General features: G+C 63.6%; 5 protein-coding genes and 1 pseudogene. 3 read left to right on the plus strand and 3 right to left on the minus strand.

Translation table 11 applies throughout. The features are described 5' to 3' along the window. The 3 genes and pseudogenes from EJP69_RS14965 to EJP69_RS14975 form a co-directional block, all read right to left on the minus strand. Positions 1-785: pseudogene (locus EJP69_RS14965) on the minus strand (hypothetical protein); the annotation flags it as partial. Between the two features lie 274 nt (positions 786-1,059). Further along, on the minus strand, positions 1,060-1,755 hold the full coding sequence (locus EJP69_RS14970) for a PIN domain-containing protein (protein WP_126471141.1): 696 nt from the start codon (positions 1,753-1,755) through the stop codon (positions 1,060-1,062). Beyond that, on the minus strand, positions 1,752-3,566 hold the full coding sequence (locus tag EJP69_RS14975) for a 3'-5' exonuclease (protein WP_206169336.1): 1,815 nt from the start codon (positions 3,564-3,566) through the stop codon (positions 1,752-1,754). The genes EJP69_RS14970 and EJP69_RS14975 overlap by 4 nt, the downstream gene beginning before the upstream one ends. Positions 3,567-3,995: 429 nt before the next feature. On the opposite strand from EJP69_RS14975, the gene EJP69_RS14980 reads away from it, so the two are divergent. The 3 genes from EJP69_RS14980 to EJP69_RS14990 all read left to right on the plus strand — a co-directional run bounded on the left by EJP69_RS14980 (position 3,996) and on the right by EJP69_RS14990 (position 13,377). Further along, on the plus strand, positions 3,996-4,121 hold the full coding sequence (locus EJP69_RS14980; RefSeq protein ID WP_126471143.1) for a YHYH domain-containing protein: 126 nt from the start codon (positions 3,996-3,998) through the stop codon (positions 4,119-4,121). A 260-nt stretch (positions 4,122-4,381) separates the two neighbouring features. Beyond that, on the plus strand, positions 4,382-8,914 hold the full coding sequence (locus tag EJP69_RS14985; protein ID WP_126471145.1) for a hypothetical protein: 4,533 nt from the start codon (positions 4,382-4,384) through the stop codon (positions 8,912-8,914). After that, a complete protein-coding gene (locus EJP69_RS14990; protein ID WP_126471147.1) occupies positions 8,911-13,377 on the plus strand; it encodes a hypothetical protein in 4,467 nt (1,488 codons plus the stop codon). Before EJP69_RS14985 ends, EJP69_RS14990 begins: the two co-directional genes overlap by 4 nt. Positions 13,378-13,447: the final 70 nt, after the last annotated feature.

Consider the following 13,447-nt stretch of genomic DNA (forward strand, 5'->3'; position numbering starts at 1 on the left):
GTCCAGACTTCCACTGCAACCAGTTCCTCCGGCAACGCAGGTGGCTCTGCGAGGCTTCGCAGAAGCGGTTCAGAAGCCTCACGAACTTGGTCCGCAACCTGCTGCAAACCTTCTCTCTCCAGGCTTACAACTGCGCCGTCCAGGTTGTACGTAACCTTGGCGGCCCAGTCGTGCGGTGCATGGAACATCTCGGGAGTACGTGAGATGGACTGCAGCAGCTGCTGGATGGGGAGGTCGACGTGGCTATCTGGGCTGTACCGTTCGCCGAGGTTGGAGCGGACGATGCTGAACCTCTCTCGAAACCATGCTGAACTGAAGCGGACGGCGTCGAACCAGTAGCGAGCACGTCCGGAGTACATGGGGTTATCGCGACCTAGTCGCTCTTCGATGCTCGACGCGCTCCAAAGCTCGATGGTCAGCTCTCGCTTGTCGGCTTCTGCCGCGGCGACACTTTTGGTCCGCCACTTCTCAAAGCGTTGGACCTCGCTGTCCTTTTTTCCAGCTTGGTTGTCCCTCAGGTCGATAGGCAGGCAGACCACAAACCTGCGCAACCGAGGATGCGCCGCGAGCGCTCGTTTGAGGGAGTCATTCAAATTCGAAACTTGGCCGCTCTCGAAGCCGTTGACGAAGTACTTTGCTTGCCAGCCGACTTCACGCCCGTCAGCATAGGTTCTGTAGCACTCCAGGCCCTGGTCAGCGCCAGACCCCTTCCGGATGAAGCTGGCCCCCTCTGCCGGGTCCTCGAGGGCTGCCAGTTGGCAGCAGAGCTCTTCGAAGCCGCCCATCTGCGTGCCTCGGTGCTCTCGGATACGCGTGAAATCCAATTTCTGACCCAAGTTGTCCTCCCTGTAATTGGCCAGCCCCGTTCGTAGGGTGAGCGCTGACCTTGGACCACTTTACCGGACTGAATTCGAGCTGTCGGAGGGCACCTTGCTGGCTGAGGGGGTGCCGGCGGGCTCGAACAACCAATCTCATTCGCTCGCGCTCAATGACTGCTCTGAAGGCGAGCAGACTGTTAGGAGGCGAGGGAAGATGAATGCAGTCAGGCTGAAGCCAACTTCAATCAGGGGTGTTGTGATTTCTATACTTCACCGATCCGTTGGAAATCCGAAGCTCACCTGACATCACAAGCACGGTCATCACTTCAGCGACCTTGTCGGGTACTGGCTCGGGGCCAAAACGCCACTGGATTCTCTTTTCGAGCGCGCTCAAGGTTTTTGGCTTCCCAGCCTCAACAAAGTCCTTGCGTATCTCGGAGGAAATCTGAACGATGAATTTCGGCTTCTTGATGTTTGGCGCAAGAGGAATGGGTTCTATTGCTTCGCCGGCTGGAGGGCTAAACGCTCTCGAGGGCTGCGACAAGGGATCTTGTTGGATCGGTGCAGATTTTCTTTCGTCAGGCAGTGGCCCCAAGACTTCCACACGCTCGACCTGTCGTCCCTTCGATCGGGCATGCAAGATGGCAGGGTCGTAGTCTCCATCGGCCGCGACGATCACAAAGCGGGCCCTTGGCTCATGCCGACCGACCAGGTAGCCCAGATAGAGAACAAGGTGGAAATCGAGCGAGTTCTTGCCGGGTTTGGAGATATCGACAAGAGAGACTCGGTCGCCCAGTTCCATGTACTGCGCGAGCAGCCCTATCTCGTGTTCACCGAAAAAGATCCAAGCCTCGCCATTCGCCCCCATCCACGACGCGACGTCCTCCGGCGCGGGATGCCGGTTCTGCAGATCAATCAGCAGATAGGTCTTGCTCACTGCCGGATGGCGTTGGCGATCATGAGCCGCGACGTGGCACGCGTGGCGCCAACGTAGAACAACCGCATCTCTTCTAAGGCGTCGTCCTCCTTGGCGAGCACCTCAAGGCCCGCAACCGCCTGGCGCGCGCCCATCACTGCGACGACCGGGAATTCCAGCCCCTTGCTCGCATGGAGCGTCATCACCTTGATGGTGTCTGCGGCGGGATCGAAATCGTGCGCGGCCTTGCGCACCTTGTGCGGTAGGCGACGACGGTCCAAGGCTCGGGAGCATTCGTCCATCAAGGTCCAACTTCGGCACAGCACCGCCATGTCGCCCCAGGCGTGCCCCTCGTTGTGCGCGCTGGCCATGAGTTCCGCGATCCGGTCGGCCTGCGCCCGGGTGCTCGGCAGATCGATCACGATCGGTTCCGGCCCGTCCCGGCCGCAGCTCACGGGCTGAACGAGCGGAACGCCGTCATCGTCCTTCTCCTGGGGCCGCAGAAGCTCGGTCGCCATCGCACTCGCCGTCTGCAGGATCTGCCTGGTGTTGCGGTAGTTGATCTTGAGGATCGTCGTGCGGCCCTGCGCCTGGACTCCAACGCTCTTGAAGCTGAAGGGCTTGCCACGTCGCTTGTCGTAGATGCTCTGGGCATCGTCGTACAGCAGCAGCAAACTGTTGGTCGTGGGATCGACCATTTGAGTGACCAGCTTGAGCCACTCGGGCGCAAAGTCGTGGCCCTCGTCGACCAGCACCGCCAGGTACTGGCCCGACGGAATCATCTTGCGGTCCACCCCGTCGATAACGTTGTGCACCATCTGGTCCATCTTGGCACCCACGGCAAGGCCGTTGGGCGGCAACGGCTGACCGAACGCCACGAGTTGGTCCCGACACCATTTGTGAAAGTGGCGGACATGGACGCGGTCTGCCAATGCCTTGGCCTGCATGGTGGCGTGCAGCTTGACCGCCAGCGGCTCGTTGTAGCAAAGGACGAGCACGGGCTTGTGCAGGTCCGTCGCGGCCTTGGCTAGGTACTCGGCGCGGTAGCCCAGGATCATTGTCTTGCCGGAGCCTGCAACTCCGTGGATGACCCGGTGGCCGTCGCCTAGGCTGCGCGCCAACTGCTCCTGCTGCAGATCCATCACGCGCAGGAAGTCGGGGATGGTCGCCTTGTCGTCTGCATCGTCGAAGAGCGCACCTTGCTCGGGGACGCGCACCTCGGGAAACAGGTTCCAACGCACCCGGTCGATCTGGGGCAACGACAGCGCGCCACGCATGAGTTGCGGAAACATGTCCCATAGTCGGCTCTGGAAGGCCTCTGGCTCAGCGTCCTCCAGCATTTCGTCGGAGCAGACAACACGGTTCGACTCGATCGCGCGCCCGAGACCGGCGGCGTCGAACTGCTTGCGTGTGATTCGCGTGAAGACGACGCCGTAGCTCCACGGGAAGGTGAGCATGCCCTGCCATTTGCCCTCATGCTGGATTAGCTGCGCGTCGCGCTTGAGGGCATCGACGACCTGCAGCGCTTGATGCCGGGCCTGCTCGATCGGATTTGGGACGCTCTTGGGCACGCCATCGGGCGCGATCAGCCAGTCGCCGCGGCTGGCTTTCTGGATAGTGTCCAAGCGCCAATCCTTGGTTTCCAGAATCAGCAAGCCTCGGCGGGGATGCAGCACGACGAAGTCGGGGTGGCACTGCTTGGGGCCGATGGGGACGTCGAACCACAGCAGGTAGTCGTCGTCGAGCTTCTGCTGCAAGCGCTCCGCCAAGCGGCGCTCGCCGGACGTCATGCGGGCGACGCAGGTACTCAACGCAGGAATCAAGACAGCCATTGAAGATTTGATCGCTCCTGCCGCCGACAGGAGCAAAGATGGAGATTGAAACCTAACGTAACCCGTCGATCCCGTCAACCGCTGCGATTCCGCGTCTCTTTGCGCCCGTCGGCAGATCAGCGCATGTGGTTGCACGCTCTCATAGCAACTGGCTTGGTGCTGGCGTCGGCGAGCGACAGTAGCTCATGGTGAGTAGAGTGTTCAGGACTGCGTTGCAGCGGTAGTGCCCAATTCGCCTGGACGCACCGAGCGTCGGCAGTCGGACTGAATCAGACTTTCAGTTCAACGGCCCCAGCAACCAACCATCGTCACGTTCGATGCTCGATGCCTCGCGCTCATCCCATGTTCATGGGAGAACGCTCGTAAACCCCTGCCCGACAATAGAAGCGGAGGTACACACTCCAGCGCTCATTGGAACGAGGAGGCGTCATGAAGAAGGTTGCAGTACTGATCGCTGCGCTTTGCTTAAGTTGTGGAGCACTTGCGCACTCGGGAGGTGCTGACAAGAACGGCTGTCATCGCGACCACAAAAACGGCGGCTCCCACTGCCACTAACGAGCCCTAAGAACTGCAAGCTACCTCACGCAAACATTCGATATGTGATCTGGCTTTGCCAGCCTCGCCTCGCAGCGATTGCAGATCCTCGCGTCGCTTGTAGTGGTACCTCATGGATCACCACGGCAGCCAAGTCAACGTCCAAATACAACTCGCGGCCGAGGGCAGCGAGATTTGAGGAGGGACCATGCGGATAAACCAGCAGTGCGCCGACCGCGCACACAAGGTGCTGCCCCGTTTCGTTTCGCCGGGAGGGCGCCATGGCTAAGAGCAACACCTTCGACTTGCTCACAGGCATTCCCAGTGCGCTGTTCGCGCTCAAAACGACGGCCTCAAGCGTCGTCACGCCCCAGCCCCACGGGCGCGTCGCGATCTCCGGGATGCTCGGCATTAGCCTTTTGGGGACATCCTTCGAAGTAAGGGTGCCGGATTCAGACCCGGTGATCGCGGGCGCAGCGGAGCCGGGCGGGGGGAGGCGGCTTGATTTCTGCCCCCCCATATCGGTGAAGGCGGACGTCGTTGGCGCCGGCGAGGGGCCGGGCATCGTTGTTCGCAAGTGGACATTCGGTAAGGCGATCGGCAAAGCCACCAGCGTCGTCTTCGATAGGTTCTCCGTGTGGTCGTGCAAGCAGACGAACGTGCCTAAGTACCCGGGCAGCTTCCTGTTCGAGTTGCTCCTCCCCGGCATTGGCGTGAACGATGCGCAAGTGCAGTCGACTCCCAGCCCTAAGCCCGTGGGCGAATCCGGCGGCGGCCCCGCATACGCAGGTTGGTTGCAGTCGTGGACGCCCGGCGGCGGCCGCCTCGTGGAGGACGATGAAGGCTGGATGGTCGAGCACAGCTGCAAGCTCTATCCGCTGATGTCTTCCGGCCTCGAGCAGGCAGGCATCACATTCGCTGCGACGCGCGGCAACAACTACCAGCCGCTCACGTTCTTCGTCAATTACATGAAGTTGGACGTGACGCGGGTGCGTCTGCACTTCACCCCTAAGGGCGTGCCGTCGACGCTCGATCTCGACGCGCCGCAAGCGCCCGTGTCCATGGCGCTCTTGTGCCTGATGCCGCCGCCCAAATACCCCCTGAAGCTCACCTCGCCGCAAAGCCAGGGCGGAAACCTGCCTGTCGAGAAGGTACGTATCGAGCTCGGGCGCCTGCGTGCCTTCCTGCACCGCGATGCTCGCAATGACATCGAATTCGGAACCTGCGCGACCTGGTCCGTCCCGGGTTCGCGCATCGAAGTCACGGCGGAGCTACCCAAGACCGGCCATGACACGTCCCTCGTCAAGAGCGTGACCTTCGGCTCCAATCCGCAGCCGCCGGCCTCGATCCACGACGATCCCCGGTTCGACGGCCTGCGAATCCCGGGCGTCGACAGCACCGGCAGGCCGAAGGAGGTCCTCGACGCACAGGACCTGCAGGCCACGGTTCTTCTCAAGGCCGGCGCTTTGGCCAACCCCAAGGCACCCTTGGTCGGCCTCGCCTGTGGCTGGCTCGGGCCGAGGGAAGGCCAGCGCTCGCAGGACGCGCGGCATGGTGTGCTCCACATGCCCATCGGGCAAGCTTTGCTGGAGGTGGACCGCAGCGGCAGGGGTTCGCCGTTCATCTACAACCTCACCGCCGTCGCCGGCGCCAAGCAAGACGTTTGGGAGGGCAAGCTCACTTCGGCTTCCGCAAGCCTGCGGGTTCCGCCTTTCGGTGGCGCGGCCTCGTTCCTCCAGACGAAGGACGCAGATGCGTTTTCGCGTTCGGTACGGATGCGGCTGCGCGCCAAGGCGATCCTCGAGGCAAATCAATCGACCGTGGCGCCGCGCATGCAAGTGCAGCCGGACTGGCAGAAGCTTTGGGAGCTCGACGGGCCGCAGGGGCTCACGCTTCACGACATGGCAAACCTGGGCACGGGTTTCGACGCGGTGTCGTTCAAGAAGTTGCCGCCGCCTTCGGCAGCGCAGGGCCAGGCAAAGGCAGCGGAGGGCAACGAGACCTTGGCATACGCCACGCTCGGCCTTGTGCTTACGTACATCGCAGGCGCATACGAAGGGCAGGGCTGGAAGAAATTCTTTGATCGGGAGCTCAAACTCAACCTTGATGAAACTGCGCTGGGCAAGTGGGCCGAGCGCAATCATCTCGAGGACGTCGTCGTCAGCCTGGGCAACTTGCAAGGCGACGGCACGCAAAGGAACTGGTTCCGCAACTTCGTGCGCGACAACGTGAAGCAGCACATGAAGACGGGCGACACCGCGACGGGCGCGCTCTGGCCATTCGCCGCGGGTCTGGGCATTCCGTTGTACGAGGGGGCCGACCCCGCGACGGCCACGTGGCTTTGGGACATGAAACGCAACGGCAAGCCGCTGGCGTGCGCGTTCGCATTCGACTACAGCCGGGCCGCCACTTTTTCGCCGGCTGCGCTGAACCTCGGCGCCGGTTTCTTCAAGGACTCGGCGGCGAAGGATCCCGCCCTCTGGCCGAGAACGCGCGCGCAGCACTCGGGGCAGTTGCTGGGCGCGGTGGAAGACCCGGGCAGCAACCTCTGGAGCGGCATCTTCATCGCGGACGTGCCGCTTGTATTGCCCGAAGTGCCGCAAGGCTTCGAATTCTTCCGGCGCCTGGGCGACGCGATCAACGCCGACCTGCGGCTGGAGTACGGTTGGCTCGATGCGAACGGCCATACTTGGAGTGCGCTATGGAAGAACGATATGGGCGCCGTGCGGCTCTATCCTTTCGATTCTTCGCAGAGGCCACCGGTGGAACTCCTCCTGTCGGCGTACCGCACCACCGGGTCACAAGGTCAAGCGGCGACGTCGGCGCTGACGCTCCGCCTGGTCCTTCACTCCGTGATCGGCAAGCGCACGGGCAAGCCCGTCGAACTTCTCGGCGAAGGCCAGTTCGGCGCCGTCTCGGGCCAGCAGTCGATCTTCGAGTTGAAGCCGAGGGACGGTAGCACGATCGACACGGATTCGCTCCCCGGCTTCGAGAAGTTTTCCTTCAAGCGCTTCCGCACCGACTTCCGCTCGGCCACCCTCGAGGTGGGCTTGGTCGCCGGCCAGACCTTGCGCGATGCCATCCCGTTCTTCGACCAGACCGAGATTGATGCGGTGATGTCGATCCCGCTCGACAGCGGCGGCGCGCCAAACCTCGCGCTGCGGCTGCCGGCGGAGGCGCCGTCGCGGATGTTCGGAAAATGGCCGATCGGCATTCGCGCCGTCGAATTCGTCCTGGCCAACGCCATTCGAAGCCGCATCCATTTCGCCCTCGACACCGGCATTCCGGGAATCAAACGCACGGGCGGCCAGGTCGACGTCATGGTGAAAGGCAACGACGTGGGCTTCGACGTCTCGCTCGAGGAGGTCGAAATCGATCTCAAGGCATTCGGTGTGGGGATCACCGGGGCGCTTGCATGGCGTGACCCCACCCAAGGCATAGGCGGGGGGACTCATGCCTCGGGCGAGGACCTCCCAGACGCGGTAAGGCGGGATTTTTACGGTTCCGTGCGGGTGTCGGGCCTGTCGAACTCGGGCGAGGCGGGCATCTACATCCGCATCGGTTCGCAAGGGCGACCGTTCTGGGTGGGCGCCTTGATGATGGGCAAAGATCCATCCGTTGCCGGGACGAAGCTGCAGGACTCGGTGTTCCTCATCGCCTACGGGGCCCAGCAGTCGGCGGGCGACGCATTGCGCCTGGCACTGGCATCGCCCGAAAGCGTCTTGCCACGTTCGTTGTTTCCCGTCCGGGGCGAGAACCCACTCGCGTGGCTCAATACGTGGCAACGCGCCACCGACGGCCTCGGATTGGCTGTGGGTCTTACCGGGCAGTTCAGCCCGGACCGCTACCTGGCGACCGCCCCTGGAGGGAACGACAATCTCTCCGCGCTTTGGTCGGACTCGGGCCTGTTCTATGCATCGGCCCGAATAAAGCTGCTCGCGGCGTTCGAAACCGACTTCCACCTGCTGATTGATTTCGCGAAGAAGCTGGTTTCCGCGGGTCTCCAACTGCCTGGCCTGAAGGTGGGCGGCGGCGTCGAAGTCACTGCGGGGTATTTCTCGGTCACGCTCGCATGGGGCGACAAACAGGGCATCGGCTTCTCGTTAGGCTATCCGCCCATCTATACCGATCCTGACCTGGGCATACCCACGCCTGACTGGAGCAGGGCTGTGTCTGCGCGGATCAGCGGCGCCTGGCCCATCAACACTTTCCAGGGTGGGTTCAAGGCCTGGTACTTCACCAACCCGGTCAGCTTCGGCTTGGGCTTCGCCGTGCGCGTGGGCTATAGCAACTCGTGGCAGGTGACGGGCAGCAACATCGCCGATGCACGCGCCGACGTGGGCGTCATGGTGGGCGGAACGTTCATGTTCTGCCGCAAGCAGGTGGCCATGGTGGACGTGCCCGTGCTTCGCCTCACGGATCCGACGGGCGCCGATGCCGATCGCGGCTGGCTGCTCGATGCGATCGAGGTGTTCGTGGATGTGAGTCAGGACGTCATGCCCGTCAGCGCGTCGATTTTCGCCGACGTCTGGGGCCACGCCTCCATCGTTTTCCTTGGCGTCACGATCGCGGGCGTGCGCATTGACGCGCGCGCGGCATTCAACGTCAACGGCGAACTGGAGCAGGGCATCCTCTACATGGGAGCCAGTTTCGACTTCAGGGTGTCGGTGAAGATCGGCTGCAGTTCCTATTCGACGAGTTGCCACTTCTCCATCGTCATGATCAACCGCGGTTCCGGCCCCGCCGGTGATTGCAACCGGCTCCAGGCCGGCCTGATAGACCGTCTGCTGGCTGCCGAAGCGGAGGTGATATGAGCGAATCCATCGAAGTGATGGCGGTGCTGCTGCCTTCGGGCAGCCAGGACGTGCGCGTGCGGGTCCGCTGGATCCTGCGTGAAGATTCGACCGGCGATGTCATGTTCCCGCTGCCGGAGGATTCGTTCCTGGTGGAGCTCGTCCAGGTCGGTAGCAGCGGCGTCGTGGATCAGCGCACTGTATTTCCGCACCCGTACGTCATGCTCGACCCGCCGAGGACGCTGGTCGAGCTGGCGAAGATGCCCGATGGCCAGCCCTATTCCAATCTGCTGCCTTCGCCGCACCCGTGGCGCCAGGTCGACCCCGCGAAGGACGACCTCACCGCCCCCGACAACAGTACGCTCGCGCTCGGCATCGCGCACCTGCTCGGACATTCGAGCCCCGCGCACGTGCATCGCCAGCTGGTCGACCTCGCGGCGAACGCCCTTCGATCAATGGGGCGCGAAGGCATGCGGGCCGGCACGTCCTCCGCGACAGCGGAGGAACTCAAGGCTTGGGCTGAGCTGTTCGCCACCTTGGTGCGCCGCTTCCCCGGGCACGCGTCAGAGTTGAGGGGGCACGTGCGCAGCCGCTTGAAATCGTTCGGGCGCATTCCGACGACCGCGGAAGTCTTCCCGTGGGTCGAGAAGATCCTCCCGGTCGACGCGGCCGCAAGTGCTCGAGCGTTCGCCGCTCAGCTCTCGCTCCTGTCGATCGCCGGAGCCGAAGCCGCGCGCATCGCCGGCGACGCCGCCAATATTCGTGGCTTGATGGGCATGAGAACGGTACAAGGCGGTGAATTGCTCGACTACTGGTGCGATGCCGCACTCACGATGGCCGACCAACCAACGCAGGTTTGCCCGCCCGCGCGCCAGGGCGCGCGTGTCGTTGCCGCGGAAGCCTTCGGTCTCGGCACTGACTTCCAGCTGTCGTCGGGCCAGACCGGGAAGGACATCAAGGTTCGGGTCACGCGCCAACGCCCGGCGGAGCTGAAGAAGTCGGGCTTCTACAGCTTTTCGCCCGACTTGCCGTTCGACAAGTGCAAGGCGGGCACGTTCAGGTTGCGCAAGCATGCATTCGATGCAGTGAGAGACACTCAGGTCGGTGACTATCCTCCGCCGGACGCCTCGAAGTTCAGCGCGTGGGTGGACTACGACATCGTCTCCTCATTCCAGGCGGACAAGGGGCATGAATTCACAGCCGACGACTTCGAGACGATGTTCCTGCGAGCCAAGCCCGTGACGGGTGACGGCCTCGTTGGGCTGCGGGTCGTCCGGCGCAAGCCGCCTGCGCCTGCGGCCGACTATGACTACGCCTTCAATGTGTACTGCCTGTGGGAAGGCGCATCGAAGGCGATGCAGAAATACTTCGACCAGCCGGAGACGCAGCCCCCAATCGACGAGCTCCGGCCTTTCCTCGTCACGCGCCGCTATTCGTTCCGAAGGGACCTGGCCGGCAACGCCTTCCAAGACCCGGGCCGCATCGCCGCGCTGCGGGTTCTCGACGACCCACCACATGAGGCATTGCTGGGCCGCCCCACTGCGATCGAGCAGAGCGGGACTGCGGTCGCGTATCCGACACCGACCGCCACGGAGCAATGCGCGCAACTATCGATCAGCTTGCGCGACATCTTCCCGGCCAATGGAGCGCCGCCGGAGGTGCGCTGGGAGAAGCAAGGCGGCGGGCGGCCTGACCAGTTCGACGCACACGGCATCTGGACGGTGGAGAAGACACGCCCCGGAACGGGGGCATTGCCCGACAGCGCGCTTCCGCAGCGCTACCGACTGTGGATCACCGGCGTGGACGTCTTCGGCCAAGAGTCGGCGCCTGTTCCGGCGGTTGGCAGTGAACCACCCGACGAGCACGGCCCTGCCAGGACGATCTTCGTGCCGCGGTGGCGCTCCGCTCCTTCGGCGGCGGATGAAACGACGTGCGCCCGCGACGGCGAGAAGCTCGTGGTGCAATGGAAAGTCGCGCCGCAGGAGCTGATCGGTAGCAGCGTCGACAACTACTACCGTTTGCCGCTGAAAGCGGAGATCGTGATGATGCGGCGACCGATCCGGGACATCCAGAAACCGACCGCTTCCTCGTTGACTGCGGAGCAGGGCGAGCTCAATGCGGTGCTCGCGCGTCGCGTCGACGCGCGAGCCGCCGAGGGTTGGGAGGTCTGGGGCCGCACCTGCGCGGACGTGAAATCCCCGGTCGCGCAGAAGGTCGAGTTCGCCCTGTCGCTTGGCGACAAAGGGTACGACTACGTGGCCCTGATCTCGCACGCCGTACCCGACGACAGGTCGAGGTTCGTCCAGCAAGATTCCGTGCAGCGCGTGCGCTACCTGCGCCGCAGCACTGGCGCCGACGGCAAGGACCGATTCGACGAAGACTGGTGGGCCGTGCCGGCTCAGGGGGCGGGCTCGCAGTATCGCAACCATCCGCGCTTCAGCCCGTGCGCGGAAAGCCAGGCGGTCACCGCGCCTCCCCCCGAAGACAAGTTTCCGCCGTTGGACCTACAGGCTTTTGCCGCCGATCTCGTCCGCGCGAAGCCGGTCCAGGGCGTTGTCGGCGTGGATCGCGACCAGGTGCTGGCGAAGATCATCGAATTGAAGGACCTGGACGACCAGCACAAGGAGCGGGGGACCGCGCGGCGATTACTGATCGAAACGGCCATACGGCGTCTCGAGGCGCCCGCCGAGCACCCGACTGGTCTTGAACAGCTGCTGGACAACCTGTTCACCCGCGAGGCGGCGCAGCCCCGCGAGAAGTCGCATCCGATTATCGGCTTCCGCGGCGCTGTCCGCCTGAAGTGGAGCGCGAAACGGCGGACCGATGCTGTGCCGGTGGCTCAGTACCGTGTTTACACGGCTCGATGCCCATGGCCGCTGCCGGACACCTCCCCGGTAGCGACGCTCGCGAACGGCGTACTTGCGTTCGAAGGCGGTAAGCCGCCCGCGTCGGTCACGGCAAGGCCGCAGTTCGTCGTGCTGCATGAACTCGGAGGTGGGACATGGACTGGGCTCGCCTTCCTCGATGGCGCATCGGTCAAGGTCAAGAGGCTGCAGTCCGCGGAATTCTTGATCCCGTCGCGCGGCGATCCGCCCGCGGGCGTGAAACTGCAGGTGGCTCTCGCCGGTGCTGAGCTCACCACCGCGTGCGAAGGTCCTCTTTCATCGACCAGCGTCCAGGATTACGAAGTGACCCTCCCCGTCGGCGGGGGTTACCGCGAGTTCGGCGCATGGTGGCTTTGCGCAGCGGATTGCACCAACAAGGAAACTTGGTGGGACGTAAAGGGCGAGCCAAAGTTTTTCGGGCTTGCACTGGCCGCCACCATCGCGCCGCTGCCGATCCAGAGCCTGCGTGCAGCCGGTGCGACACAGCTGCTCGATGCCGTCCATCGCGACGATTTTGAGAAGTGGCGCGACTTCCTCCCCAGCGCACTGCCGAAAGATGGCCTCGCGCTCTTCCCGCGCACGGTCGTCAGCTGGGATGCCGATGAAGTCAGGGCCAACGAGCAGTACATCTTCGTCGAGCGTCAGACGCAGGCTGCGGAACCTGCGCGGGCAGTATCCCGTGACCCGGCATGGGCCCTGCTTCGCGCCATCCAGGCGGCGCCGGTCGGTTCGCCATGGGATGATCAGTACAAGGCACTGCGCCAGTGGTTGCTGGGCGAAAGCTCGCCGGTCCCGGACGATGATTTCGAGCCTGACACGCGCCGCTTCTTCTTCAAGCTCGATACCCCGGTCGGATGGGCGTTGAGGAACGCGGCGATGACGAGGGACAAACAGGGCGCCGCCGTGCCGGCTACGTTCGTCGACTATTTCGACCTGCCGCCGATCGAGGGCGGCGGCGTGCAGCCGTCGCTTGGAGAGGTGACCGTGCGGTACCGCGCGTTCAAGGCGATCGACCTCATGCCTGACGCGGGGCAACCCATGCCCGACCAGTTCGACTCGCGTTTCCTGCTCTCGACGCCGTCGGCGTGGACGGGCTGGGTGCGCCCTGAATGGCCGCAGCTGACCATCAGCCATACCACGAAACCCATGCCGAGGGACGGCAAACCTCTGGTGACGTTCGGCGCAAGGAGCGAATTCGCCGGTGCATCGCTGGTTCATTCTAGAGTCGCGACGGACCCGTTCTTCTTCCGTGTCGCGTTGCGCAGGGAGATGGCGCAGGCATTGGCGCCCAGCGCCGCGTCGAAGTTCGATGTACTGGTGGGCGAGTTGATGCAGGTGCCCCTTGCCGCCGGGTCCAGCACGCTGGAGGTCCGCACGCAGGACGATTCCTTAGAAAGGCACGAACCGGCCACCCCCTGCGCTGCCATCTACCGCGTCGTATCAGAGCTCGTCTGGAGAGACGCGGGCGCCAACGGCGGCGAGAGGGTCCTTCGCATGTTCGACGAGCCCCACCTCATTGCCGTCGCGGTGCCCGTCGTGTCGGGTGCGGTGGAAGCGAGGCTCGACATCGAGTTGAAAATAGTGGTGGGGTCGCAATGAAGGTTCAGAAACTCGCGCTTGCGCCTGGTCGAGGGGCCCTCCACCAGACACTTTTCTTCAAGACCAGCAA

Source organism: Variovorax gossypii (assembly GCF_003965815.1).
Taxonomy (GTDB): Bacteria; Pseudomonadota; Gammaproteobacteria; order Burkholderiales; family Burkholderiaceae_C; genus Variovorax; species Variovorax gossypii.

Bases quoted from the DNA above. Each gene is read 5' to 3' on its own strand.
- EJP69_RS14980 (WP_126471143.1), top strand. From the start codon at position 3,996: ATGAAGAAGGTTGCAGTACTGATCGCTGCGCTTTGCTTAAGTTGTGGA.
- EJP69_RS14985 (WP_126471145.1), top strand. From the start codon at position 4,382: ATGGCTAAGAGCAACACCTTCGACTTGCTCACAGGCATTCCCAGTGCG.
- EJP69_RS14975 (WP_206169336.1), bottom strand. From the start codon at position 3,566: ATGGCTGTCTTGATTCCTGCGTTGAGTACCTGCGTCGCCCGCATGACG.
- EJP69_RS14990 (WP_126471147.1), top strand. From the start codon at position 8,911: ATGAGCGAATCCATCGAAGTGATGGCGGTGCTGCTGCCTTCGGGCAGC.